This is a genomic window from Bartonella melophagi K-2C (genome assembly GCF_000278255.1).
Taxonomy (GTDB): domain Bacteria; phylum Pseudomonadota; class Alphaproteobacteria; order Rhizobiales; family Rhizobiaceae; genus Bartonella; species Bartonella melophagi.
Genome location: NZ_JH725082.1, coordinates 63113 through 88059, shown reverse-complemented (window position 1 = coordinate 88059; position 24947 = coordinate 63113). Strand labels below are relative to the sequence as shown.

At 38.4% G+C, this 24947-nt stretch carries 31 protein-coding genes; 2 read left to right on the top strand and 29 right to left on the bottom strand.

Annotated features, from left to right (window positions below; all coding sequences use genetic code 11):
- Positions 1 to 58: 58 nt before the first annotated feature.
- The gene (locus tag ME3_RS03285) at positions 59 to 604 is read left to right on the top strand and encodes a hypothetical protein (protein ID WP_007477112.1); all 546 of its coding nucleotides are present in this window, start codon (positions 59 to 61) and stop codon (positions 602 to 604) included.
- Between the two features lie 42 nt (positions 605 to 646).
- On the opposite strand, the gene ME3_RS03280 is transcribed toward ME3_RS03285, so the two are convergent.
- A complete protein-coding gene (locus ME3_RS03280; RefSeq protein ID WP_007477110.1) occupies positions 647 to 1429 on the bottom strand; it encodes an ATP12 family chaperone protein in 783 nt (260 codons plus the stop codon).
- Between the two features lie 540 nt (positions 1430 to 1969).
- The gene (locus ME3_RS03275) at positions 1970 to 2908 is read right to left on the bottom strand and encodes an RluA family pseudouridine synthase (RefSeq protein ID WP_051011129.1); all 939 of its coding nucleotides are present in this window, start codon (positions 2906 to 2908) and stop codon (positions 1970 to 1972) included.
- A 276-nt stretch (positions 2909 to 3184) separates the two neighbouring features.
- Here ME3_RS03275 and ME3_RS03270 point away from each other — a divergent pair, with 276 nt between their 5' ends.
- Positions 3185 to 4972 (top strand): glucan ABC transporter ATP-binding protein/ permease, encoded by a 1788-nt coding sequence (locus ME3_RS03270; RefSeq protein ID WP_007477106.1) that lies wholly within the window; start codon positions 3185 to 3187, stop codon positions 4970 to 4972.
- Positions 4973 to 5069: 97 nt separating this feature from the next.
- On the opposite strand, the gene alaS is transcribed toward ME3_RS03270, so the two are convergent.
- From alaS to rplB, 27 genes are all read right to left on the bottom strand, one after another.
- Positions 5070 to 7736 carry an alanine--tRNA ligase gene (gene alaS / locus ME3_RS03265; protein ID WP_007477104.1) on the bottom strand — a complete coding sequence of 889 codons (2667 nt, stop codon included), beginning with the start codon at positions 7734 to 7736 and terminating at the stop codon, positions 5070 to 5072.
- Between the two features lie 196 nt (positions 7737 to 7932).
- Positions 7933 to 8976, bottom strand: coding sequence for a recombinase RecA (gene recA / locus ME3_RS03260; protein ID WP_007477102.1), 1044 nt, complete (start codon positions 8974 to 8976; stop codon positions 7933 to 7935).
- Between the two features lie 635 nt (positions 8977 to 9611).
- On the bottom strand, positions 9612 to 10943 hold the full coding sequence (locus tag ME3_RS03255) for a replication-associated recombination protein A (protein WP_007477099.1): 1332 nt from the start codon (positions 10941 to 10943) through the stop codon (positions 9612 to 9614).
- A gap of 8 nt (positions 10944 to 10951) precedes the next feature.
- Positions 10952 to 12349: a Do family serine endopeptidase gene (locus ME3_RS03250; protein ID WP_007477097.1), complete on the bottom strand. Its 1398-nt coding sequence runs from the start codon at positions 12347 to 12349 to the stop codon at positions 10952 to 10954.
- 241 nt (positions 12350 to 12590) lie between these two features.
- A complete protein-coding gene (gene rplQ, locus ME3_RS03245) occupies positions 12591 to 13019 on the bottom strand; it encodes a 50S ribosomal protein L17 (RefSeq protein WP_007477095.1) in 429 nt (142 codons plus the stop codon).
- A gap of 24 nt (positions 13020 to 13043) precedes the next feature.
- Positions 13044 to 14057, bottom strand: a complete 1014-nt coding sequence (locus ME3_RS03240) for a DNA-directed RNA polymerase subunit alpha (RefSeq protein ID WP_007477093.1) — start codon at positions 14055 to 14057, stop codon at positions 13044 to 13046.
- Positions 14058 to 14152: 95 nt separating this feature from the next.
- Positions 14153 to 14542 (bottom strand): 30S ribosomal protein S11, encoded by a 390-nt coding sequence (gene rpsK, locus ME3_RS03235; protein WP_007477091.1) that lies wholly within the window; start codon positions 14540 to 14542, stop codon positions 14153 to 14155.
- A gap of 110 nt (positions 14543 to 14652) precedes the next feature.
- Positions 14653 to 15021, bottom strand: a complete 369-nt coding sequence (rpsM, locus tag ME3_RS03230) for a 30S ribosomal protein S13 (RefSeq protein WP_007477089.1) — start codon at positions 15019 to 15021, stop codon at positions 14653 to 14655.
- 179 nt (positions 15022 to 15200) lie between these two features.
- Positions 15201 to 15779, bottom strand: coding sequence for an adenylate kinase (locus ME3_RS03225; protein ID WP_007477087.1), 579 nt, complete (start codon positions 15777 to 15779; stop codon positions 15201 to 15203).
- A complete protein-coding gene (secY, locus tag ME3_RS03220; RefSeq protein WP_007477085.1) occupies positions 15776 to 17122 on the bottom strand; it encodes a preprotein translocase subunit SecY in 1347 nt (448 codons plus the stop codon). Before secY ends, ME3_RS03225 begins: the two co-directional genes overlap by 4 nt.
- A 170-nt stretch (positions 17123 to 17292) precedes the next feature.
- Complete coding sequence (gene rplO / locus ME3_RS03215; protein WP_007477084.1) at positions 17293 to 17760, bottom strand: 50S ribosomal protein L15; 468 nt, start codon at positions 17758 to 17760, stop codon at positions 17293 to 17295.
- Between the two features lie 26 nt (positions 17761 to 17786).
- The gene (rpmD, locus tag ME3_RS03210) at positions 17787 to 17993 is read right to left on the bottom strand and encodes a 50S ribosomal protein L30 (RefSeq protein ID WP_007477083.1); all 207 of its coding nucleotides are present in this window, start codon (positions 17991 to 17993) and stop codon (positions 17787 to 17789) included.
- 31 nt (positions 17994 to 18024) lie between these two features.
- Positions 18025 to 18585 (bottom strand): 30S ribosomal protein S5, encoded by a 561-nt coding sequence (gene rpsE / locus ME3_RS03205; RefSeq protein WP_007477082.1) that lies wholly within the window; start codon positions 18583 to 18585, stop codon positions 18025 to 18027.
- 114 nt (positions 18586 to 18699) lie between these two features.
- Entirely contained in the window at positions 18700 to 19062 is a 363-nt protein-coding gene (gene rplR, locus ME3_RS03200; protein ID WP_007477081.1) for a 50S ribosomal protein L18, read from the bottom strand.
- A gap of 12 nt (positions 19063 to 19074) precedes the next feature.
- Entirely contained in the window at positions 19075 to 19608 is a 534-nt protein-coding gene (rplF, locus tag ME3_RS03195) for a 50S ribosomal protein L6 (protein WP_007477080.1), read from the bottom strand.
- Between the two features lie 38 nt (positions 19609 to 19646).
- Positions 19647 to 20045, bottom strand: coding sequence for a 30S ribosomal protein S8 (rpsH, locus tag ME3_RS03190; RefSeq protein ID WP_007477079.1), 399 nt, complete (start codon positions 20043 to 20045; stop codon positions 19647 to 19649).
- 14 nt (positions 20046 to 20059) lie between these two features.
- The gene (rpsN, locus tag ME3_RS03185) at positions 20060 to 20365 is read right to left on the bottom strand and encodes a 30S ribosomal protein S14 (protein WP_007477078.1); all 306 of its coding nucleotides are present in this window, start codon (positions 20363 to 20365) and stop codon (positions 20060 to 20062) included.
- A 24-nt stretch (positions 20366 to 20389) separates the two neighbouring features.
- Positions 20390 to 20947 (bottom strand): 50S ribosomal protein L5, encoded by a 558-nt coding sequence (gene rplE, locus ME3_RS03180; protein WP_007477077.1) that lies wholly within the window; start codon positions 20945 to 20947, stop codon positions 20390 to 20392.
- Positions 20940 to 21254 (bottom strand): 50S ribosomal protein L24, encoded by a 315-nt coding sequence (gene rplX, locus ME3_RS03175; protein WP_007477076.1) that lies wholly within the window; start codon positions 21252 to 21254, stop codon positions 20940 to 20942. Before rplX ends, rplE begins: the two co-directional genes overlap by 8 nt.
- Positions 21255 to 21266: 12 nt before the next feature.
- Positions 21267 to 21635, bottom strand: a complete 369-nt coding sequence (gene rplN / locus ME3_RS03170; protein ID WP_007477075.1) for a 50S ribosomal protein L14 — start codon at positions 21633 to 21635, stop codon at positions 21267 to 21269.
- 150 nt (positions 21636 to 21785) lie between these two features.
- The gene (gene rpsQ, locus ME3_RS03165; protein WP_007477074.1) at positions 21786 to 22025 is read right to left on the bottom strand and encodes a 30S ribosomal protein S17; all 240 of its coding nucleotides are present in this window, start codon (positions 22023 to 22025) and stop codon (positions 21786 to 21788) included.
- Between the two features lie 11 nt (positions 22026 to 22036).
- Positions 22037 to 22237, bottom strand: a complete 201-nt coding sequence (gene rpmC / locus ME3_RS03160) for a 50S ribosomal protein L29 (RefSeq protein WP_007477073.1) — start codon at positions 22235 to 22237, stop codon at positions 22037 to 22039.
- A 12-nt stretch (positions 22238 to 22249) separates the two neighbouring features.
- Complete coding sequence (gene rplP, locus ME3_RS03155; protein WP_007477072.1) at positions 22250 to 22663, bottom strand: 50S ribosomal protein L16; 414 nt, start codon at positions 22661 to 22663, stop codon at positions 22250 to 22252.
- A 36-nt stretch (positions 22664 to 22699) separates the two neighbouring features.
- Positions 22700 to 23410, bottom strand: a complete 711-nt coding sequence (gene rpsC, locus ME3_RS03150) for a 30S ribosomal protein S3 (protein ID WP_007477071.1) — start codon at positions 23408 to 23410, stop codon at positions 22700 to 22702.
- Entirely contained in the window at positions 23410 to 23799 is a 390-nt protein-coding gene (gene rplV / locus ME3_RS03145; protein WP_007477070.1) for a 50S ribosomal protein L22, read from the bottom strand. Before rplV ends, rpsC begins: the two co-directional genes overlap by 1 nt.
- A gap of 2 nt (positions 23800 to 23801) precedes the next feature.
- A complete protein-coding gene (rpsS, locus tag ME3_RS03140; RefSeq protein ID WP_007477069.1) occupies positions 23802 to 24080 on the bottom strand; it encodes a 30S ribosomal protein S19 in 279 nt (92 codons plus the stop codon).
- Positions 24081 to 24095: 15 nt separating this feature from the next.
- Entirely contained in the window at positions 24096 to 24929 is an 834-nt protein-coding gene (rplB, locus tag ME3_RS03135; RefSeq protein WP_007477068.1) for a 50S ribosomal protein L2, read from the bottom strand.
- Between the last annotated feature and the right edge of the window lie 18 nt (positions 24930 to 24947).

Here is a 24947-nt window from a genome sequence, read left to right as displayed (position 1 = left end):
GATATTTTTCCTTTATAAAAGAGATTGAATCCTTTCGAATCAATAATCAAGATTTCTAATGCTGCAGATTTATCGATCTTTTTTTATTCTTTTATGTCTTGCTCCTATTATATCAACAGTGCAAGCCAATGGAGTAGCCGATGAAAAATTGATAAATCTACAAAATGAAATTTCTATTTATAATAAAGCACTTAAAGAAATTAATTCAAATGCTATCTTAAATTCTATTCCCCCAAAAATTATTGAGAGTTTAGCTATCAAAAAAAATCTCAATAAAGCACAATTTCAACAAATAATAAAAAGCCAAATAGATCAGCTAGCGAGAAATTATAAAATCGAGAATATAAAAATCGACCAAACACAAAAACATGAAGGAAAACTCGATAACGGTATTCCTTATTTTATTATGCCTTTAGAAATTGCAATTACGATAAATAGTAGAAAAAAGTGTTATATTAAAAGTGAGATTATTGCTCTTCTCGAAAATAATCAGTGGTATTTTATTCGTGGCAATGACGACACGACTTTAAACATAATCAATGAAGCTTTCCTTGGACTTGAAAAAATAAAAATTAATTCAACTAAAATTATAAAAATATCGTAATTGGAAATTTCATATTCATGTATGAGCAAAAGAAATTTCCACTTATGCGCAGGCAATAATGATTGCAGCAGCTGCATTAAATTCACTCTTCTTGTAAGCTCGCCGCGTCATCGCTTCCTTATCAACACCCCATTGTTTCTTCGTCCAGTTCTCATCTAAATGAGCAATATCCCAAGCATTATCCAAATTAATTTTCTTTTCAGTTACAGCAAAAGCAATAAGGGCAGAGCCTGTTAAAGTAGTCATTGCATGAAGTGCAGCAAGTATATAAGGGGATTCTATCTTACGTAAATAATTACTCACCGCTTGAATAGCTTCCCACGGTTGTTCAATATGCATAAGTCCTGCTGCTATATTAAAACGTGCACCAAGTTTTTCTTCTGCCCAATCAAGTAAAAAATCCCATTGCTCACATTGTTGTTCTACAAGTTCTTTTGGTGTTTGTGCACGATAAAAAATCATATCACACGCAACAAAACGCAATAAATCTTCAAAAATAACTTGCATATTATCGGCTATACCATCAACAACAGTGTTAACAAGACGCGTAATTGGCATTCTTCCTGGATCAATGCTCTCTTCCTGCACAGTAAATTCCTGTGCTACTAATGCAGCAAGTGCTTTTGTAGGCATGAGAAGACAGCGTCTCGCAGGTGTCTTTACTGGGATTCCATCTAATAATATGGAAAAACCTCCTTCTTCATGCGTGATACTTACTTCTTGATAAAATCGTTTAGGTAGTGGCTGACATGAAAGCTTTTGTACGTTGTAAACAGGATTATCGTCATCTAACGGCATATTAAAATTATCTAAAATTTTACGCATATTGTTCTACTTCTAATATGTTCAATTAATCCACTGAATTTTCTAGAATAGAATCCATACACTTCTCATACATTAAATATCATGTGACAAGCTTAGGAAAAATCAATTGTACTTATAGTTAGCTGATTTTACTATTGATATCCAAGATTGAATTTTTAGCGTAGCATTCTTTTACTTTCATACCAACCTCTCTATGAGACTCAAACAAAATTATAAAGGTGGTGATTAAGAAGATAATTATTAACCATTCGCATTACCAATAAAATAATTAAATAATAAAACTGATATACCTAATCGAAAATACAGTGTAATTTCCAAACCACCACACCAAGAAAAGGTAGGATATCTAGCTTATATGAATTAAAGTTGCTAAAACTTTCATTTTTAAATAAAGTAAAACTTTAGTGATATTTCGACCTATTCATAATTTGGTAGTTTATAACCAAATTTTTCAAATGCCTTTTTATAATAATAAGTAATTAAACACTGCTAATAAACTTCGTTACTACAATTATAGAAATTAAGCTGAAGTTTTCTGTATTACTCTGTATCACCATCATTTTCATTAAAAGCCAAAAGATTAAAACTTTGTACCATATGAGGTGGTAAAGGAGCTATAATATCCAATATGCCTCCTGAAGGATGAGGAATACGAATACGGCGTGCATGAAGATGTAGACGATTTTGAATGCCACCAGGTAATTCCCAATTATTGTCTGAAAAAAAATACTTTGAATCACCAATAATTGGATGGTTCATATAAGCTGCGTGAACACGTAGCTGATGTGTTCTACCAGTATAAGGCTCCATTTCTAACCAAGACAGAGCCCGCCCTCGTGTATCTAAAACACGATAGTAAGAAACCGCATGATTAGAATCTGGTTCTCCATGTTCACAAACACGCATTTTATCGCCTTGTGTAGTTGTTTCCTTTACCATCCATGTTGAAATTTTATCTTGCTTTTTTCTAGGCACTCCCCGTACTAACGCCCAATAAGTTTTCTTCGTTTCTCGTGCTCGAAAAGCGGCAGTCAATGCTTGTGCAGCCCCTCTTGATCGAGCAATAATAAGTACACCTGATGTCTCACGGTCAAGACGATGAACTAACCGTGGTTTTTCCCCTTTTTTATTACGCCATACTTCAAGCATACCATCGATATGGCACGTTAAACCTGAACCACCTTGTACAGCCAAACCTGCAGGTTTGTTTAATACAAAGATTTTTGGATCTTTATAGAGAAGCATTTCTTCTAAAATGGCCAATTTGTCCTGATCATGAATAGTTTTATCCGTTACAGAAAGATTTTTCTTATTATCAACAGATAAAAACGGCACGCGAATAGACTGCCCTATAACAAGACGTATATCAGTTTTAACACGCCTGCCATCAACGCGTATCTGACCAGAACGCAGCAGTTTTTGTAGATACCCAAACGCAAGTCCTGAATAATGCACCTTAAACCAACGATCTAAGCGCATTCCGCTTTCACCTTCCTTAACCTTTTTGATTTCTACACCCACTGTAACAGACCCTCTTGCTACACAATTTCTTTGTTTACCAATTGTATTTTCTCGTCTTTATAAATGCAAAAACTACATCCTTTTAAAATTAGACTTTATCACATTGCATTACAATCAGTATCCAAAATTGCATTTTCTTTCTGTATAAATTTCATTACTTCAAAGAAAACAACTAGATAAAAAATTAGTAATCCTAATTTTGTAACTGCAATAGCTGTTGGAGATAACTATCCCATGCTTTTATTAAAAACATACGTGCGTGTTCTTTCTTATCTAGATAGAGAAAAAAGCGTATTTTTTTTAATCTGTGGTGCTAATGTTATACTAGCTATCATTACGATAGCAGAACCTATCTTGTTTGGTCACGTCATTGATGCAATTGCAGACAAATCAGGTATTATTTTTAACCTCTCACTCTGGGTGTGTTTTGGTGTTTTCAATATTATTGCTTATATCCTTGTAGCTCGTGGCTCGGATCGCTTAGTTCACAGACGACGTTTAAGTGTTTTAACAGAATCTTTTGGACGTATCATTACCATGCCATTAATTTGGCATCAACAACGTGGAACTTCTAATACCCTTCATACGCTATTGCGTGCTACAGATTCCATGTCAGCTATATGGCTTGATTTTATGCGCCAACACCTTTCTACCTTTGTCGCATTATTTGTTCTAGTGCCCATAGCTTTTAATATGAACTGGCGCCTTTTAATAGTCTTAGTGGTTCTTGCCGTCATCTATGTATTAATTGCACGCTTAGTGATGCAAAAAACAAAAGACGGACAAGCCGCTGTAGAACGTTATCATCATAGTGTTTTCAAACATATCAGTGATTCAATTTCTAACGTTTCAATTGTACAAAGTTATAACCGAATAGCAGAAGAAACATCAGAGCTTCATCAACACACCAGTGATCTTCTTAAAGCACAAAATCCTGTTCTAAACTGGTGGGCACTTGCTAGTGGTTTAAATAGAATGGCTTCAACCATTTCAATAGTGTGTGTATTTCTTCTTGGAGCTTTTTTTGTGACAAAAGGTCAACTAAGTGTAGGTGAAGTCGTTTCTTTTGTTGGATTTGCTCAATTAATGATTGGCCGTCTTGATCAAATTAGTGGCTTTATTAATTTAGCTGTATCCTCACAAGCAAAATTACAAGAATTCTTTGAAATGGAAGACTCAACTTTTAATATGAAAGAACCTGACAACCTTCCTTGTCTCCACAATGTTAAAGGTGAGATTCAATTTCATCACGTGACCTATGCATTCCCAAATACCTCTCAAGGTGTCTTTGACATTTCATTTGAAGTCAAAACAGGACAAACTGTTGCTATTGTAGGACCTACAGGCGCAGGAAAAACGACACTAATCAATTTGTTGCAACGCGTATACGACCCTACGGTTGGGTATATTAAAATTGATGGAATAGATATACGTTCCATTAACCGTGAATCCTTACGCAAAACTCTAGCAACAGTATTTCAAGATGCTGGTCTTTTCAACCGTAGCATTCGTGATAACATTGCAATAGGTAGAACGACTGCAACAGATAAAGAACTTTATGAGGCTGCAAAAATAGCTGCTGCTCATGACTTTATTTTGAATAAAAACGATCAGTACAATACATTAGTTGGCGAACGGGGATCCCAATTATCAGGTGGAGAAAGACAGCGATTAGCAATTGCACGTGCTGTTTTAAAAAATGCACCTATTCTCATTTTAGATGAAGCAACCAGCGCTCTTGATATTGAAACAGAAGCACGCGTTAAAGACGCTATCGATTACGTAAGCCAAAATCGTACAACTTTTATTATAGCGCATCGACTTTCAACAATTCGCAATGCTGATCTTATACTTTTTCTAGATCACGGTCGCTTAATTGAAAAAGGTAGTTTTCAAGAATTGACTAAAAAAGGTGGCCGTTTCTATAAACTATTAAAAGCCGGTGGGTTAACAAACGATCAACCAATGATAAAAGTAGAAAATGAAAATGTGATTCCACTACGTGAATCTATTGCATCGTAAAATCAGTTATTTTTCTATATCTTCAAACGCCAACTTTATCTAAAGTACAGTTTTCTAACTCCTTACAAGGCCTAAGTTTAAGTAACACGAAGATAAATTACAAGTTTTCAAGAAAAACTTCTAATGCTGCAATAGCATCATAAGCTTTATCCCCCTGCGGACCACCGGCTTGCGCCATATCAGGACGCCCACCACCACCTTTGCCACCAAGAGTATCTGATACAATACGTACTAAATCAACAGCATTCAGTCTATCAATCAAATCATCAGTTACGCCAACAACAACACTTCCCTTGCCATCTTCTGAAACAGCAATGAAAGCTACAACACCAGATCCAATCTTCTTTTTTCCAGAATCCACTAATGTCTTAAGATTTCTTGGTAAAATATTTTGAATGACATGCCCCATAAAAGAAATGCCATTAATAATTTTTATATCTGCTTTATTGTTCTTTGTAGTTCCACAATTAAGAGCAATTTTCCCACGTAAATCACTTAATTCTTTTTCAAGCTTACGACGATCATCCAGTAAAGTTTGAATACGTTCTTGTACATTAACAGGGAAAGTTTTTAAAAGAGCAGCAATTTTATAAATTCGCTTATCTTGATTACGGAGGTAAAGGCGCGCAGCAGTACCCGTTAATGCTTCAATACGACGAACTCCAGCCGCTACAGAACTTTCAGAAACAATATGAATCAAACCAATTTCACCTGTTCTGTGCACATGCGTGCCCCCACAAAGCTCAATTGACCAACCGTCTTTTTCCCCTATCTGCTCATGCCTTTTTCCCATAGAAACAACACGAACTTCATCACCATATTTTTCACCAAATAATGCTATTGCCCCTTCAGAAATTGCATCATCCACTGTCATCACACGTGTTATTACTTTGCTATTTTGCAACACAATTTCATTGGCTAAATCTTCTACTTTTTTCAATTCTTCTGGTGAAATTGACCGTGGATGAGAAAAATCAAAACGTAACCGGTCAGGTGATACAAAAGAACCCTTTTGTACAACATGATTCCCCAATATTTGACGCAAAGCCTTGTGTAATAAATGAGTAGCAGAATGGTTTGCACGAATTTTTTTACGACGAACACAATCAACTGTTAATTCCACACAATCACATGTTTTTGCTTGACCACTTTTAACCTCACCAATATGAACAAAAACACCTTTAGCCTTTTTTTGGGTATCATGTACTTCAAAAACAAAATGTTCACCAGAAATTATACCGCTATCCCCCATTTGCCCACCAGACTCACCATAAAAAGGTGTCTGATTAACAACAAACATAGCTTTTTGCCCTGAAGAAACTTTATCAACAATCTGACCATCACAGATAAGGGCAGTAATAACACCTTCCGCTTTTTCTGTTTCATAACCCAAAAACTCTGTAGTACCTACTTGATCACGAACAGAAAACCAAACCGCTTCCGTTACAGACTCACCAGAACCAGACCAATTAGCACGAGCCTCCGCTTTTTGGTGTTCCATCGCTTCATTGAAAGCGTTAACATCAACAGATATTCCACGGTGACGAAGAGCATCTTGCGTCAAATCAAGTGGAAAACCATATGTATCGTAAAGTTTAAAAGCAACTTCACCATTAAAACAATCACCTTCTTTAAGATGAATACTTTCTTCATTCAACAAACGAAGACCCCGTTCAAGAGTTTTACGAAAACGCGTTTCTTCCAACTTTAAAATTTCTGAAATTAAAGATTCGGCACGCACTAATTCAGGATAAGCTTGCCCCATTTCGTGTATCAAAGCAGGTACAAGACGCCACATCAATAACTCTTTTGCGTCAAGAAAATGAGTATAACGCATAGCACGACGCATAATACGACGTAGAACATATCCCCGACCCTCATTAGAAGGCAGAACACCATCTGCAATCAAAAATGCCGAGGAACGTAGATGATCAGCAATAACACGATGACTAACAACAAAATCACCAGTCGCCTCAACTCCTGTGATCCTTTGTGACTCACGAATTAATGCAGAAAAAAGATCAATATCATAATTATCGTGCACACCTTGCAAAACAGCAGCGATACGTTCTAATCCCATCCCCGTATCAATAGAAGGATGAGGCAATTCAATTCGCTTGTCTTTACTCACCTGCTCATACTGCATGAAGACTAGATTCCAAATTTCAACAAAGCGATCACCATCTTTATCAGCACTTCCAGGAGGTCCCCCAAAAATTTTATCGCCATGATCATAAAAAATCTCTGAACATGGGCCACAAGGCCCTGTATCCCCCATCATCCAAAAATTATCATTTGTTGCAATCCTAACAATTTTTTCGTCTGGAAGACCTGAAATTTTACGCCATAACTGAGCAGCTACATCATCACTATGATAAACTGTAATCAACAACTTATCTTTCGAAAGACAAAATTCCTTTGTTAGAAGGTTCCATGCGAAAAAAATTGCTTCTTCTTTGAAGTAATCGCTAAAAGAAAAATTACCAAGCATTTCAAAAAAAGTATGATGGCGTGCAGTATAACCAACATTATCAAGATCGTTATGCTTTCCACCCGCACGTACACACTTTTGTGCGGTTGTTGCCCGGCTACAAGAAAGTTGCTCAAATCCAGTAAAAACATTTTTAAACTGTACCATTCCTGCATTTGTAAACATTAATGTGGGATCATTGCGTGGAACAAGTGGGCTAGAAGAAAGAACTTTATGCCCATTACGATGAAAATAATCCAGAAATGTCGACCGGATTTTATTAACGCTATTCATATTTACACCCGCACAATACAGCACACAACTGCAAAGATAAAACCCATTTTAATTAAATACTCTCCTTATCGCTTTTAGAGTAACTTAATTAAAATAGAAATATTTTTTCAGAAAAATTTGAAAATAAAAGATTTTACACTCAAAAAATCTAACAAATAAAAACAGAAAGAACTAAATTGCAATTAATGATTATTTATCAAATTGATTCATCATTTTCTGTATTTTCTAATCCTGCATTTTCTAATAATTCAATTGCAAGCAAACCAGCATTTTGACGTAAAGTTGATTCAATCTCCGTTGCTATTTCTGCATTCTCGTGTAAAAATTGCTTTGCATTCTCACGCCCCTGCCCTAAACGTTGAGAATTATAAGAGAACCATGAACCAGATTTCTCTACAATACCAGCTTTAACACCTAAATCAATCAATTCTCCCACTTTGGAAATACCTTCACCATAGATAATGTCAAATTCGACCTGTTTAAATGGAGGGGCTAATTTATTTTTCACCACTTTAACACGCGTTTGATTACCAATTACCATATCTCGATCTTTAATGGCACCAACACGGCGAATATCTAAACGGACAGAAGCATAAAACTTTAAAGCGTTCCCACCTGTTGTCGTTTCAGGAGAACCAAACATTACACCAATTTTTATGCGAATCTGATTGATGAAAATAACCATACAGTTAGAGCGAAAAATTGATGCCGTTAATTTACGCAAAGCTTTACTCATCAATCGAGCTTGCAATCCAGGAACAGAATCATTCATTTCACCATCAATTTCCGCACGTGGTGTTAAAGCTGCTACTGAATCAACAACAAGTACGTCAATTGCACCAGAACGAACAAGTGTTTCTGCAATTTCCAAAGCCTGCTCACCGGTATCTGGTTGAGAAATGAGCAGATCTTCTAATTTAACACCAAGTTTACGTGCATAAATAGGATCAAGAGCATGTTCTGCATCAACAAAAGCACAAACTCCACCATTTTTCTGAGCTTCAGCAATAGCATGAAGAGCCAATGTCGTTTTCCCGGAGCTTTCTGGTCCATAAATCTCAATAATACGCCCTTTTGGTAATCCACCTACACCCAAAGCAATATCTAAGGATAATGAGCCAGTTGGAATTGTTTCAATTTCAACAACCTGCTCCTTTTGCCCAAGACGCATAATTGAGCCTTTACCGAAAGAACGTTCGATTTGTGATAGAGCAGAATCTAGAGCTTTTGTTTTATCCACAATCATATCCTTAGTAAGTCAGAATAATTTTTTGTACAATATATACCGCTCTATTAACTTAATTAAAGTCTGGAGTTTAGATTTTCACAGACTATTTCATCTCTATCTTCGTTGCATTAATAATTTTTAATCAATGTTATAAAAAATTATACTTTTTTGCTAACACAAAGCATATTTTAAAAAAATGCATCGAAAAAATAGCTGCTTATTGTATTAAGTTTATATCGTTAACCTATCTCATCCATAAAGAAAACGCCCCAAATTTCAAGACCATGTTTTGGGCACACACTTCCACAATATAATAAATGAAGCAACTGAGCACACGGGCCTATAATTACCAATTTACCGCAAATAGCCCAAAATTAACGTTGATTAAAATCACCACAGTATCTGAGAAATAACTTAAGGCACCAATCAGCTCATCATTAAATACACTAACAACCACACCAATTACAGTTTCCTTAAAAATTTTCAAAATTTAGTTGTCATCTAGGTTTGAATTTACTCTTACTCAAAAAGAGAAAATTTTTAATATGTAAGGAATGGCAAATTTTCGCATATGACTTAAGCTTATTAATAAAGCTACAACAAGTTGCGGTTAAATTGAAATTTATTAAAGAAAAATAGAAAATGATTTAGTCGCAATCTTGTTTTTGACTGCCCCGTTTTTGTCGTAACTTTTTCCACCATTCAAGACGTTTCACGATTTCACGCTCAAAACCACGCTCTTGTGGTTGATAATAAATTTGACGTCCAAGTTTTTCAGGAAAATACTCATGCCCTGAAAAAGCATCTGGCTCAGAATGGTCATAACGATAACCTTCCCCATATCCATTTTCCTTCATAAGTTTTGTGGGAGCATTAAGGATATGCTTAGGAGGAGGTAAAGAACCATTTTTACGCGCACAATGCATCGCTGCCTTATAAGCAAGATAAACTGCATTTGACTTGGGTGCCGTAGCAATATAAAGACATGCTTGCGCCAAAGCCAATTCACCCTCAGGCGATCCTAAATAATCATAAGCATCCTTTGCTGCATTACAAATGGCAAGAGCCTGCGGATCTGCCAAACCAATATCTTCAATAGCTATACGTACCAATCTGCGTCCAATATATAAAGGATCTTCACCCGCATCAAACATACGTGCAAGATAATAAAGAGCAGCATCAGGATCAGATCCACGAACTGATTTATGTAATGCTGAAATAAGATTATAGTGACTGTCCTGACCTTTATCATAAATCGGAGCCCGACGCTGAATGATTTCTTGTAAAACTTTAGCATTGAAGATTTCTTCCGGGCGTGCAGCACGCCAAACTTCCTCTGCTAGTGTTAGTGCCGCTCGCGCATCACCATCAGACATTCTTATCAAGAGGTCTCTAGCATGATCATCCAAAGGTAAAGATTTGCCCTCCACTTCCTCAGCACGCTTTAAAAGCATACTCAAACTTTTACTACCATGTAAGCGAAACGTCAAAACACGTGCACGTGAAAGAAGAGCGCTATTGAGTTCAAATGAAGGGTTTTCAGTTGTTGCCCCTACAAGAACCACTGTACCGTCTTCCATAAAAGGAAGAAAAACATCCTGCTGAGCACGATTAAACCGATGAATTTCATCAACAAACAAAAGTGTCCGACATCCAGACATAAAACGAGCTTGAGCTACTTCAAAAATTTTCTTGAGTTCTGTAACACCAGTACAAATAGCAGAAACTTGCTCAAAAGCGAAATTCGTCTCAAATGCTAATAAACGTGCAATTGTTGTTTTACCTGTCCCTGGAGGCCCCCAAAAAATCATCGAACCAAACGAACCACTTTCTATCACACGTGAAAGAAAGCCTTTCGTTCCAATCAAATGATCTTGCCCAACAACCTCACTCAAAGAACGGGGACGCATTCTTTCAGCAAGTGGACGATTTTCACTGACATGAAAATCAAAAGATGAAGTAAAAAAATCTTTATTCAAAGTGCCTCTCAGCGGATAAATTGGCGAATATAGACACCATTGCGTTCATATTCCAGTTGCCAAATACGCGGATGTTCCTGCATAAGAATCTTTTTTAATTGGCTCACAGTTTGAATTTGATGACCATTAACAGCGCGCAAAATATCTCCTGAGCGGAAAATCTCTGCAGCATTACTCATGTTATCGAGATTGACAATCACAACCCCCTTTACAGTCGCAGGAAGATGAAAACGCTGGCTATTTTGCGGTGTTAAATCTAGTACTTCAGCCCCAGAAAGAGGACTTTTATCAACAATTTTTTCAGATTTTACAAATGCAGAATTAGACATTGATGAGACAGTTATCTTTGTTTTTAAAGTTTTTCCATCTCGTAAATATTCTAAATTAAGGTTTTGCCCAATACTAGTTGTTATCAAACGATATATAAGGTCATCTGGATTATCAATTTGTATATCTTGCACATTTAAAATAACATCACCCACTTTTAAACCAGCTTTTGCAGCAGGACTATCTTGAATAATTTCAATAACAAGAGCCCCATAGGGACGCTCTAAACCCAAACCACCTGCAACATCAGGTGTAACCCTTTGAAAGGATGCACCAATATAAGGTGGCACAAAAAACTTTTCACCACGTTTAACTGTATCAAGAACTACTTTAACAAGGTTAGCTGGAATAGCAAAACCAATTCCTGTAGAACCTCCGGAGCGCGAATAAACAGCTGTATTAATCCCAATCAATCGGCCATTCACATCAATTAGAGCCCCACCAGAATTACCCGGATTGATAACAGCATCTGTTTGAATAAAAAAATCAAAATCAGAAATACCAACACGTGCACGCGCTTGCGCTGAAACAATGCCACTTGTAACTGTTTGTCCAACACCAAAAGGATTACCAATCGCAAGAACGAGATCTCCAACTTCAGCTGCATCAGAATTTCCCAAAGGAAGAATAGGAAACTGAGTATCTTTTGAATTAATTATTTCAAGTATAGCAATATCAGTTGCTTCATCTTTTAATATAACTGTGCTTTCAAACTCTCTTCCATCAGAAAGAGCAACTTTAATCTCGTGAGCACCTTTAATAATGTGGTAACTTGTAACAACCAAACCACGTGCATCAACAATTACCCCAGATCCCAATGATGATTGCGTGCGTAAAGGTCTGTTATCTTGATAACGACCAAAAAATTGCTCAAAAAATGGATCATCTTCAAAAGGAGAACGTACTTTAACTTGTCGAGCAGCGTAAATATTTACAACAGACGGAACAGTTTTTTTAACTAAAGAAGCAAATGAAAAAGTGATTTCTGATTGTGTTTGCAGAACTTGAGCTTTCGTGGAATGAAACGATATTAATGCCATAATCACAAAAAAAAGCCCTATTAAAATAGAACGCTTCATTATCCACTCCCTCAAAAACTAACACCGCCCCCATTTAGTAGAACATGGAAATTTTATTATTCATCTCCATTTATTTGATATTTAAATCAAAAATGTCTCACTTTGGCAAGTAATATTGCAAAATCAACAATGAGAACAATCTTCTTTTTTCACCCATTATTGAACAACATTTATTCTGAAGCACGAATAAAAAAAACGCCTCAGAAAGGCGTTTTTCATTTCCCAAAAAAGAAAAGGCTCCTTACGAAGAGGCCTTTTCCTCATTGGCAACCCCTTCCATGTGTTTATGATTTACAAAATTTTTTGCATTAATATCCCTATCAACAAATTCTATAACAGCCATAGGTGCATTATCACCAGTACGAAAACCTGCCTTCATAATGCGCAAATAACCACCTTTGCGTGATGCATAACGTGGTGCAAGCGTATCAAATAATTTTGCAACCTTTTTAGTGTCACGAATAGCTGAAATTGCTTGCCGACGCGCGTGCAAATCACCCCGTTTACCAAGTGTAACCAACTTTTCAACAATAGGGCGAATTTCTTTAGCCTTTGGAAGCGTCGTCACGATCTGCTCATACCCAATTAACGAAGCTGCCATATTGGCAAACATTGCTTTACGGTGACTGGCAGTCCGGTTTAGCTTGCGACCTGATTTACCATGACGCATGAGCTTTCTCCTTAAATTTAATTCTTAATACTGATCTTCATAACGTTTAGCAAGATCATCAATATTCTCAGGCGGCCACGCAGGAATCTCCATACCAAGATGGAGCCCCATACATGCAAGAACCTCTTTAATCTCATTTAATGACTTACGTCCAAAATTTGGTGTCCGAAGCATTTCAGCTTCTGTTTTTTGAATAAGATCACCAATATAAACAATATTATCATTCTTAAGACAATTTGCTGAACGAACTGAAAGCTCCAACTCATCCACTTTCTTAAGAAGTGCAAGATTAAAGGAAAGCTCAGAAGCTGGCTCTTCAACAAGTTCTTTTTGCGGCTCTTCAAAATTGACAAATACCGAAAGCTGATCTTGAAGAATACGCGCCGCAAAAGCGACAGCATCTTCACCATTAACAGCGCCGTTAGTTTCAATCGTTAACGTCAACTTATCGTAATCAAGGACCTGCCCCTCGCGTGTATTTTCTACTTTATAAGACACCTTACGAACTGGCGAATAAAGACTATCGATTGGGATAAGACCTATAACCGCATCATCTACACAATTACGATCAGACGGAACGTAACCTTTTCCTGTATTCACAATAAATTCCATACGAATTTCCGCACCCTCATCTAGCGTGCAAATAACATGCCCGGGATTAAGGATTTCCATATCTCCAACAGTACGTATATCTCCAGCTCTAACAACACCAGGCCCTTCTTTACAAATGATAACATGCTTAGGACCCTCCTCTTCCATGCGAATAGCGATTTCTTTGATATTTAAAATAATATCTGTAACATCTTCACGAACACCTGGAATTGATGAGAACTCATGCAACACACCATCAATTTGCACAGCAGTAACAGCAGCGCCACGCAGTGATGACAATAATATACGACGAAGTGCATTTCCTAATGTTAAACCAAAACCACGCTCAAGCGGCTCTGCAACAACACTTACAACATTTGAATTACCACCTGCATGAAACTCAACTTTATTGGGTTTAATTAACTCCTGCCAGTTTTTCTGGATCATATTTTTATTCCTGTTCTTTAGTTCCGCTACCATTCAATCGCAACGGCCAGTGTGAACATCGGAGAAAGTTTCCGATTATGAAAAATAATACCTAATCAAACACGCCGTCTCTTTCGGGGACGACATCCATTATGAGGAATTGGCGTTACATCTCGAATGGAAGTAATTACAAAACCAACAGATTGCAACGCACGCAAAGCAGATTCACGACCTGACCCAGGACCACAAACTTCAACTTCCAATGAACGCATACCATGTTCTTGCGCCTTTTTAGCACAATCCTCTGCTGCAACCTGTGCAGCAAAAGGCGTAGATTTACGAGAGCCTTTAAATCCCTGAGCACCAGCAGATGACCATGCAATCACATTCCCCTGAGCATCACTAATAGTAATCATCGTATTATTAAATGTTGAATTGATATGCACAACACCTGATGAAATGTTTTTACGCTCGCGACGGCGAACACGTGTGGCTTCCTTGGCCATAGCTTTCCTTTCAACGATCTCTCCACTGCCGTAACACCAGCAGCTCCACCTTATTTACCTTTATTCAAAACTTCCCACAAAAAGAAGAATATTAAAAATAAAGATTACTATTATTTCTTTTTACCAGCAATTGCTTTAGCTGGACCTTTACGCGTACGCGCATTAGTATGTGTACGCTGCCCACGAACGGGTAGAGAACGACGATGGCGCAACCCCCTATAACAACCAAGATCCATCAAACGTTTAACATTCATCGCAACTTCACGACGAAGATCTCCCTCAACTTGATAACCTTGATCTATCGTTTCACGAATTTGCAACACTTCCGCATCCAAAAGTTCATGTACACGACGTCCCGAAGGAATACCAACTTTCTCGACAATTTCTTGAGCAAATTTTCGTCCAATCCCGTGGATATACTGAAGCGCAATAACTACACGCTTATTTGTTGGAATATTGACGCCAGCAATACGAGCCACATTTATTCTCCTTGATTATGTTAACAATGAACTATAAAATACTTGAAGTACTTTATAGAAACAAAGAAATGATCTCGGCTCCAACATACCCCAAATCCCATTTTTTACTGAAATAAAGCAGCTTTTGATAGATTTTACTATAAAAGTCAACTCTTTTCATTTATTTTTAAAAAAATTTCTTATTTAAGGAATTCTCTAATTGCACGTGATACATCAGAAACACCAGCCATTCCATCAACCTTTTTTAACAAACCTGTTTTCAAATAAAATTCTGACAAAGGAGCTGTTTTTTCACGATATTCAACTAGCCGTTTTGCAAAAGAATTAGGATTATCATCTGAACGAACCTCTCCACCAATAGCAATCGTTTCTTCGACACGTCTCTTCATGCGCTCAACCAAAGCCTTTTCATCAATAACAAACTCAATAACAGCATTAAGCTGCATATCTTTTGATTGCAAAATTTGTTGTAATGCTTCTGCTTGCCCAACAGTACGCGGATATCCATCCAATATAAAACCGTTTACACAATCATTCTCATCAATACGATCTGACACAATTTGATTAACAACATCATCAGATACCAAAGCACCACTTTCTATAATGGCTTTAGCTTTTTTTCCAATTTCTTTTTCTGCTATAACGGCTTCACGCAACATATCGCCTGTTGATAATTGAGGAATGTTATAGTATGCGCTCAATATTTTAGCTTGAGTACCCTTACCAGCGCCAGGAGGCCCTAAAAAAATAATTCTCATCGATTCCTTTTGCCTCCACGGAGCTTTGATTTTTTAATCAACCCTTCATATTGGTGTGCAATGAGATGCCCCTGAATTTGAGAAACTGTATCAAGTGTAACAGTAACGACAATAAGCAAGGAGGTGCCCCCAAGATAAAAAGGAACATGCAGTGCTGATATCATAAACTCCGGCAGCAAACAAACTAGAATAATATAAATCGCACCGACAACAGTGATACGTGTCAAAACATAATCAATATATTCAGCTGTACGTTCACCAGGGCGAATTCCAGGAATAAAACCCAAATGTTTTTTTAATTGATCTGCTGTATCACTAGGATTAAATACAATAGCTGTATAAAAAAAACAAAAAAATGCCATCAAAGCCGCATAAATTATCATATAAAGTGGTTGCCCATGACCAAGAGAAAAAGAAATAGTCTGAATCCACTGCGGCATTTTATCAGAAAAATTATTAATAGTTGCAGGCAACAATAACAAAGATGAGGCAAAAATTGGAGGAATAATTCCAGCAGTATTCAACTTTAAAGGCAGATGTGACATATCACTCTGAAACATCTGATTACCAACTTGACGTTTTGGATATTGAATAAGAATCCGTCGCTGTGCACGTTCTATAAAGACAATAAATCCAACAACAAAAACAATAATAAGAACAATTGCTATTAATAAAAAAGTTGATAAATCAGCTTGACTATGTGTGGTCAAAAGTTGAGCAAAAGTGGAAGGGAAATTAGCCACAATACCTGTAAAAATAATGAGAGAAACCCCATTACCAACACCACGTGATGTAATCTGCTCGCCAAGCCACATTAAAAACATCGTCCCACCAACCAACGTAATGACAGCAGAAATACGAAACATTACACCTGGCTCCAAAACAATTTGAAGTCCTGTTCCTATACCAGTTTCAAGCGCAACCGCAACACCAAAAGCCTGCAGAACAGCTAATACTACCGTTATGTAACGAGTGTATTGATTGATAATTTTACGGCCTAATTCACCCTCTTTTTTAAGAGATTCTAATGAAGGAATAATTGAAGTTAGCAACTGCACAATAATTGATGCTGATATATAAGGCATAATTCCTAGTGCGAAAATCGCCATCCGCCCAACAGCACCTCCAGCGAACATATTCACCAACCCCAATACACCAGACGCATGCTGTTCAAACGTTTGCCGTAAAGCATCAATATTAATGCCAGGTAAAGAAATATAAGTACCAAAACGATACACAAGAAGTGCAGCTAGAGTAAACCAAATACGTTTTTTTAATTCAGTCGCACGTGAAAAAGTACCAAAATTTATATTGGAAGCAAGTTGTTCTGCAGCTGATGCCATAAAATCTCTCCAGTTTATACCCCAACTCGTTGCTTACACAACAATAACCCTAACATTCTATCTATGTTATATAAAAATAAACGCAAAACTTAAATGGTCTCTATAAATAATGGCCTAGAATGAGTTACAGATACTCCCTTCCAGGCCAACTACTATTTATCAAAATGAACTTATTGGACAGATTCAAGAAGATTAATCTGACCACCAACTTTTTCAATCTTTACACAAGCAATCTTAGAAGCACCAGAAACATTAAATACAATCTTAGCTTTCAACTCACCATCAGAAAGAAGACGAACACCATCTTTTACACGACGAACGATACCAGCTTCTTTTAGCACAAATACATCAACCGGTTTTTCAATATTTAACTTTCCTGCATCAATCGCTCGTTGAATTCGACCTAATGAAACTTCATTATAAATTTTGGCAGAGGAATTTTTAAATCCACGCTTTGGCAAACGACGATAGATAGGCATCTGCCCACCCTCAAAACCATTAAGCGATACACCAGAACGCGATTTTTGCCCTTTAACACCGCGACCACCAGTTTTACCACTACCCGAACCAATACCGCGTCCAATACGCTTACGATTCTTTGTTGCGCCTTCGCGATCACGCAGTTCGTTGAGTTTCATATTCTATACTCCTGCGACCTTCTATTCTAACCTTCATCTACAACCCGAACAAAGTGGGAAACTTTAGCAATCATACCTCGCACACAAAGTGTATCCTCTAAAGTGCGACGACGACGCATCTTATTTAATCCAAGTCCCTTTAACGTTGCACGCTGAGTTTCCGGCTTTCGAATCGGACTTCCAATTTGCTCCACCGTTACAGTTTTGCCAATCTGAGATTTTTTTTGAACCATTTTTAATTCCTTTTCTGACAAACCTCAGAAATTATTCCTCTGAACCAATCAAATGCTGGCGACGCAACTGTAAAGTTGAATATTTAATACCACGTTGCGCCGCAATATCTTTAGGGTGCATCTGACGCTTTAAAGCATCAAAAGTTGCACGAACCATATTATACGGATTTGATGAACCCAATGATTTAGCAACGACATCCTGCACACCAAGAGTTTCAAAAATAGCACGCATTGGCCCACCAGCAATAATACCAGTACCAGCAGAAGCTGAGCGCAATAACACACGACCAGCTCCATGACAACCTTCAACATCATGATGTAATGTGCGTCCAGATCGAAGCGGAACATAAATCATTTCACGCTTCGCAGAGTCTGTAGCCTTACGAATTGCTTCAGGCACTTCACGCGCCTTACCATGACCAAAACCAACACGTCCTTTTTGGTCTCCAACAACAACAAGAGCAGCAAACCCAAAACGTCGTCCACCCTTTACAACTTTAGCAACACGATTAATGTGCACAAGTTTATCAACAAATTCACTATTATTTTCATTTCGACGCTCATCGCGATCATTACGTTCTTTTTGTGCCATTCCTCATTCCTTTTTCTTTTCCGGAAGCACCTTAACGAATCCTCAACATTAAATTAAGGAACTCATATGAAACACTAAAAATATCTTTTTAGCAGAATCTCTAAACAAGACATTTTAAAAAATCAAACCGCCCTCACGAGCAGCTTCAGCTAAAACCTTCACTCGACCATGATAAACATATGCCCCACGATCAAAAACAACTTCATTAACACCAGCTTTTTTTGCACGTTCAGCAATTAATTTACCAACAGCGAAAGCGGCCGCTTTATCAGAACCGCTTTTTAAAGATTTTCTCAATTCTCCTTCAAGAGTACATGCAGAAGCAAGCGTACACCCACGTAAATCATCAATAATTTGTGCATAAATATTCTGATTTGAGCGGTAAACACTAAGTCTCGGACGACCATTAGTGACAGCTCTAATTTGACGACGAACACGTTGCGCACGGCGCTGAATAGTCTTTTTAGATGAAACCATAACGCAAAACCCTTACTTCTTTTTACCTTCTTTACGAACGATACGTTCATCTACATATTTTATACCTTTACCTTTATAAGGCTCGGGTCCACGATATTCACGAATTTCTGCCGCAACTTGCCCAACTTGCTGCTTATCAATTCCAGAAACAATAATTTCTGTCGGCTTAGGAACTGTTACAGTAACACCAGATGGTACTTTATAAATAACATCATGGGAAAAGCCTAATGATAATTGAATATCCTTACCCTGTAAAGCAGCACGATAACCAACGCCGTTGATCTCAAGTTTCTTCTCAAAACCATCTTTCACACCGCAAAAAATATTCTCAATCATTGAACGCGACATACCCCATTTAGAGCGTGCATCCTTTGATTGATCACGCGGTAAAACCGACACAACATTTTCCTCAAGCTTAACCAAAACTTCATCATTAACGACGTAGCTCAGTTCACCTTTTGGACCTTTTGCCTTAATCAACTGACCTTCAACAGTAGCAGTAACTCCAAGAGGAACCGGAATAGGCCTTTTTCCAATACGAGACATTGTTTTAACCTGTTTTACTTTCGTTTGCTTACAATCAATCAGAAAACACGACAGAGAATTTCTCCACCGACATTTTGTTCACGCGCTTCATGATCTGCCATTACTCCTTTAGGAGTCGACAAAATTGAAATACCAAGACCATTTGCTACCTGAGGAATAGACTTAGCAGAAACATACACACGGCGACCAGGTTTTGAAACACGTGAAATCTCACGAATAACAGCTGAACCTTCAAAATACTTCAATTCAATCTCGATTTCGGATTTCCCTTTACCAAAATCAACCTGATTGTATCCACGAATATAACCTTCAGACTGTAAAACATCAAGCACCCGCCTACGAAGCTTAGAAGCAGGCGTAACCACTTTACCCTTTTTACGGCTAAGCGCATTACGAATACGTGTTAACATATCACCAAGAGGATCTGACATAGACATCTTGTTATCTCCTCTTACCAACTAGACTTAACAATACCAGGAATATGGCCTAGAGAACCAAGTTCACGTAGCGCAATCCGCGACATTTTTAATTTACGATAATAAGCTCTTGGACGCCCCGAAACTTCACAACGATTACGAATACGGACCTTTGCAGAATTACGCGGCAGTTCCGCCAACCGAATAGAAGCTTTAAAACGCTCTTCAAGCGAAACCTTCTGATCCATCACAATTGCTTTCAAACGCGCACGACGCGCAGCATAACGCTTTGCCATCACAACACGATGTTTATTTTTCTCAACGGCGCTTACTTTGGCCATAATCTCACCTCACTACGTCTGCCGTTACAAGCGAAATGGAAAATTAAAAGCACGCAATAATTCACGCGCTTCATCATCCGTTTTTGCTGTCGTACAAACGATAATATCCATGCCCCAAATCTGATCAACTTTATCATAATTGATTTCTGGAAACACAATGTGCTCTTTAATACCCATAGCAAAATTGCCATGACCATCAAAGCTTTTTGGATTCAAACCACGAAAATCACGAACCCGTGGAAGGGCAATCGTAATAAGACGGTCCAAAAACTCAAACATACGATCTTTACGTAATGTAACCTTAGCTCCAAGCGGCATTTTTTCACGAACCTTAAAACTCGCAATAGAATTACGCGCATAGGTAACTACAGCTCTCTGACCTGTTATTAATGTCAGATCTTCAGCTGCAATAGATGGTTTTTTGGAATCAGCAGTCGCCTCACCAATCCCCATATTAATCACAATTTTATCAACGCGTGGAATTTGCATTTCGTTTTTATAGTTAAACTTCTCTTGAAGCATTTTACGAACAACTTCAAGATAATGCGTCTTCATACGCGGTTTCTGTTTTTCTTTAGCCATTAATCAGTTCTCCCGACCGTTTGGCAACACGAACTTTATTACCATCTGCATTTACACGAAAACCTATACGTGTAGGTTTACCATCTTTAGGATCAACAACCGCCAAATTAGACAAATGAATAGGCGCCTCCTTAGAAATAATTCCAGCTTCTTGTGTTTGTGTTTGACGCTGATGACGTTTAACTACATTAATTCCAAGAACAAAAGCGCTGCTATTTTTGGGATTCACCTTAATAACTTCACCGCTACGACCTTTATCTTTCCCAGATAAAACGATAACTTTATCACCTTTTCGAATCTTTTGCACGATATTTACTCCTTACAACACTTCAGGAGCGAGTGAAATGATCTTCATGTGGTTTTTACCACGAAGTTCGCGAGGAACAGGCCCAAAAATACGCGTACCAATAGGCTCTTTTTTATTATCCACCAAAACAGCGGCATTTCTATCAAAACGAATTACACTACCATCCGCACGACGAATATCCTTGGCAGTACGAACTACCACAGCTTTCATCACATCACCTTTTCTAACACGGCCACGGGGAATAACATCCTTAACCGAAACAACAACAATGTCACCGACCGAAGCATATTTCCGCTTTGAACCGCCCAGCACCTTGATGCACATGACACGACGAGCACCAGAATTATCAGCAACGTCGAGGTTTGTTTGCATCTGAATCATGACTGGCCACCACCTTTTCTTAATGTTTAAATCCGACGATGCCTTTGGCACATCCGGACTTGCCTGTCAAACAACAATGAAGCTATGGTTATCAAAATTTACCCAATGGAAAAAACCAATGTTAAATTTTAAAACAATTAGCCTGGTTAATCACGTTACACTGTCTACAACAACAATCCAACGCTTATCTTTCGAAATCGGTTTAGATTCTTGAATAGAAATCTGATCTCCGATTTTGAACCGATTGTTCTCGTCATGCGCCTTGTATTTTTTAGACTGTCGAACCGTCTTTTGGAGAAGCGGATGAGAATAACGACGCTCCACTTTAACAACTACAGTTTTATCATTCTTGTCGCTAACGACAACGCCTTGCAAAATGCGTTTAGGCATCTCTTATTTCCTTAAACCTTGTTTCCATCCATCTTCTGACGAAGAAAAGTTTTAATACGCGCAATGTTACGACGAACTTGCTTAACACGTGCGGTTTTTTCTAATTGACCTGTCGCTTTCTGAAAACGCAGATTAAACTGCTCTTTCTTTAACTTAGCCAACTCATCTTTCATTTGGTCGAGCGTTTGCGCCCGTAATTCTTCGGCTTTCATCGCTTAACCTCTTTATTCAGCAATTCGTTGAACAAAACGAGTCTTAACAGGCAACTTTGCAGCACCCAATCTAAGAGCTTCACGTGCTACATCCTCAGGAATCCCGTCAAGCTCAAACATAACGCGCCCAGGAGAAACACGCGCTGCCCAATAATCAACACTTCCCTTACCCTTACCCATACGAACTTCAGTCGGCTTAGATGTAACTGGAAGATCTGGAAAAATCCGAATCCATACACGACCAGAACGCTTCATGTAACGTGTAATAGCACGACGCGCCGCTTCAATTTGGCGCGCAGTAATACGCTCTGGCTCAATAGCCTTCAGACCGTAAGCACCGAAGTTCAAATCCGTACCACCTTTCGCAACACCGTGAATACGGCCTTTGAATTGCTTACGAAATTTTGTGCGCTTTGGCTGCAACATTACTCTTTACTCCAAATCTCAATTCAACCATAAAAATCAAGTATTTTCACGGCGGCGACTCGACGAAACTCCTGAATGATCACTTTCCATAGTACGACTTTCCGAAGCCATTGGATTATGTTCAAGGATCTCGCCTTTAAAAACCCAAACTTTAACACCACAAATACCATACGCCGTTTTAGCCTCTGCTGTACCATAATCCACATCGGCACGCAAAGTATGAAGTGGAACACGACCTTCACGATACCATTCCATACGAGCAATTTCAGCACCACCAAGACGACCAGAACAATTAATGCGAATACCTTCCGCTCCAAGACGCATAGCGGATTGAACAGCACGTTTCATTGCACGCCGAAAAGCAACACGACGCTCAAGCTGCTGAGCGATTGATTGTGCAATGATTGTTGCATCAATTTCCGGCTTACGAATCTCAATAATATTTAGTGAAGTCTCCGCATTCGTCATTTCTGAAAGTTTACAACGAAGCTTTTCAATATCAGCACCCTTTTTACCAATAATAAGACCAGGGCGTGCTGAGTGAATTATAATACGACACTTTTTATGAGGACGTTCAATAACAACCTTAGAAATAGCCGCTTGCTTCAGTTCTTCAATCACATATAAACGAATTTTTAAATCTTCATGAAGGAGACGTCCATATTCACCATTATTAGCATACCAACGTGAATCCCAAGTTCGATTAACTCCAAGACGAAGCCCTATTGGATTGATCTTCTGCCCCATTACGCAGCCTCCTCTTTTTCGGTAACTTCACGAACAATAATAGTAAGATGCGAAAATGGACGCTCAATTCGGCTAGAACGCCCACGACCACGAACATGAAAACGTTTCATTACTATAGATTTACCAACATGCGCTTCTGAAACAATCAATGAATCAATATCAAGATCATGGTTATTTTCCGCATTCGCGATCGCTGACTCAAGAGTTTTTCTAACTGTCTGAGCGATACGTTTACGTGAAAATGTTAAATCAGCCAACGCCGTATTAACCCTTTTACCACGAATCATCGCAGCAACCAGGTTAAGCTTTTGTGGACTAACACGAACCGTTCGAGCAACAGCCTTCGCTTCATTGTCCTTAAGTTGGCGCGGAACTTTAGCTTTGCCCATTACTACTTCCTTTTTGCTTTCTTATCCGCACCATGACCATAATAGGTTCGAGTAGGAGCGAATTCGCCAAATTTATGCCCAACCATTTCTTCAGAAACAGAAACAGGAATATGTTTATTGCCGTTGTAAACACCAAAAGTCAAACCAACAAATTGCGGCAGAATAGTAGAACGACGACTCCACATTTTAATAACTTCATTACGCCCACTTGCACGTACCTTCTCTGCTTTCCCAAGAAGATAGCCGTCAACAAACGGACCTTTCCAAACTGAACGAACCACGTTAGACTACCTCTCTTACTTCTTACGTTGATGACGTGAACGCATAATAAATTTACTAGTAGCTTTATTGGAGCGTGTACGCTTACCTTTCGTAGGCTTACCCCAAGGAGATACAGGGTGACGACCACCCGATGTACGCCCCTCACCACCACCATGTGGATGATCCACTGGATTCATAGCGACACCACGAACATGAGGACGCTTTCCACGCCAACGTGACCGACCAGCTTTACCATCATTAATATTTCCGTGATCAGGATTTGAAACAGCACCAACGGTTGCAAAGCAACCACCAGGAACCAAACGCTGCTCCCCAGAATTAAGACGAAGAATAGCCATTCCCTGATCTCGCCCAACTAGCTGTGCATAAGCCCCTGCTGAACGTGCAATCTGACCACCTTTACCAGGTTTCATCTCAACGTTATGGATAATCGTACCCACTGGCATATTACAAAGAGGCATTGCATTACCTGGCTTAATATCAACATTTGAACCAGTAATAACCAAATCACCAATACCAAGACGCTGAGGCGCAAGAATATAACTTAATTGACCATCTTCATAACGAATCAATGCAATAAAAGCAGTACGATTTGGATCATACTCCAAACGCTCAACTTTTGCAGACATATCACGCTTAAGGCGCTTAAAATCAACAAATCGATAGCTACGCTTATGCCCCCCACCTTGAAAACGGGCTGTAACTCTACCATAATTATTACGCCCACCCTTTGACGACAACCCCCCAGTCAGCGTCTTTACAGATTTACCCTTATGAAGATCAGAACGCTCCACAATAACAAGCTGACGTTGCCCGGGTGTTGTTGGATTAAAGTGCTTAAGTGCCATTATTCTTATCTCCGAGCC

Excerpts from the sequence above, each read along its gene's own strand:
- ME3_RS03240 (WP_007477093.1), bottom strand. The coding sequence starts at position 14,057 with ATGATCCAGAAAAACTGGCAGGAGTTAATTAAACCCAATAAAGTTGAG.
- rpsK (WP_007477091.1), bottom strand. The coding sequence starts at position 14,542 with ATGGCCAAGGAAGCCACACGTGTTCGCCGTCGCGAGCGTAAAAACATT.
- ME3_RS03270 (WP_007477106.1), top strand. The coding sequence starts at position 3,185 with ATGCTTTTATTAAAAACATACGTGCGTGTTCTTTCTTATCTAGATAGA.
- rpsQ (WP_007477074.1), bottom strand. The coding sequence starts at position 22,025 with ATGCCTAAACGCATTTTGCAAGGCGTTGTCGTTAGCGACAAGAATGAT.
- rplF (WP_007477080.1), bottom strand. The coding sequence starts at position 19,608 with ATGTCTCGTATTGGAAAAAGGCCTATTCCGGTTCCTCTTGGAGTTACT.
- rplR (WP_007477081.1), bottom strand. The coding sequence starts at position 19,062 with ATGGTTTCATCTAAAAAGACTATTCAGCGCCGTGCGCAACGTGTTCGT.
- rpmC (WP_007477073.1), bottom strand. The coding sequence starts at position 22,237 with ATGAAAGCCGAAGAATTACGGGCGCAAACGCTCGACCAAATGAAAGAT.
- rplQ (WP_007477095.1), bottom strand. The coding sequence starts at position 13,019 with ATGCGTCATGGTAAATCAGGTCGCAAGCTAAACCGGACTGCCAGTCAC.
- ME3_RS03285 (WP_007477112.1), top strand. The coding sequence starts at position 59 with ATGCTGCAGATTTATCGATCTTTTTTTATTCTTTTATGTCTTGCTCCT.
- rpsN (WP_007477078.1), bottom strand. The coding sequence starts at position 20,365 with ATGGCCAAAGTAAGCGCCGTTGAGAAAAATAAACATCGTGTTGTGATG.
- ME3_RS03275 (WP_051011129.1), bottom strand. The coding sequence starts at position 2,908 with ATGCGCTTAGATCGTTGGTTTAAGGTGCATTATTCAGGACTTGCGTTT.
- ME3_RS03225 (WP_007477087.1), bottom strand. The coding sequence starts at position 15,779 with ATGAGAATTATTTTTTTAGGGCCTCCTGGCGCTGGTAAGGGTACTCAA.
- rpmD (WP_007477083.1), bottom strand. The coding sequence starts at position 17,993 with ATGGTTCAAAAAAAATCTCAGATTGGCAAAACTGTAACGGTGGAGCAA.
- rpsH (WP_007477079.1), bottom strand. The coding sequence starts at position 20,045 with ATGTCTATGTCAGATCCTCTTGGTGATATGTTAACACGTATTCGTAAT.
- rplB (WP_007477068.1), bottom strand. The coding sequence starts at position 24,929 with ATGGCACTTAAGCACTTTAATCCAACAACACCCGGGCAACGTCAGCTT.
- rplE (WP_007477077.1), bottom strand. The coding sequence starts at position 20,947 with ATGGCTAAAGAAAAACAGAAACCGCGTATGAAGACGCATTATCTTGAA.
- rpsC (WP_007477071.1), bottom strand. The coding sequence starts at position 23,410 with ATGGGGCAGAAGATCAATCCAATAGGGCTTCGTCTTGGAGTTAATCGA.
- rplP (WP_007477072.1), bottom strand. The coding sequence starts at position 22,663 with ATGTTGCAGCCAAAGCGCACAAAATTTCGTAAGCAATTCAAAGGCCGT.
- secY (WP_007477085.1), bottom strand. The coding sequence starts at position 17,122 with ATGGCATCAGCTGCAGAACAACTTGCTTCCAATATAAATTTTGGTACT.
- rplV (WP_007477070.1), bottom strand. The coding sequence starts at position 23,799 with ATGGGCAAAGCTAAAGTTCCGCGCCAACTTAAGGACAATGAAGCGAAG.
- rplN (WP_007477075.1), bottom strand. The coding sequence starts at position 21,635 with ATGATTCAGATGCAAACAAACCTCGACGTTGCTGATAATTCTGGTGCT.
- alaS (WP_007477104.1), bottom strand. The coding sequence starts at position 7,736 with ATGAATAGCGTTAATAAAATCCGGTCGACATTTCTGGATTATTTTCAT.
- ME3_RS03250 (WP_007477097.1), bottom strand. The coding sequence starts at position 12,349 with ATGAAGCGTTCTATTTTAATAGGGCTTTTTTTTGTGATTATGGCATTA.
- rplO (WP_007477084.1), bottom strand. The coding sequence starts at position 17,760 with ATGAAACTCAACGAACTGCGTGATCGCGAAGGCGCAACAAAGAATCGT.
- ME3_RS03280 (WP_007477110.1), bottom strand. The coding sequence starts at position 1,429 with ATGCGTAAAATTTTAGATAATTTTAATATGCCGTTAGATGACGATAAT.
- rpsE (WP_007477082.1), bottom strand. The coding sequence starts at position 18,585 with ATGGCACAAAAAGAACGTAATGATCGCGATGAGCGTCGAAATGAAAAT.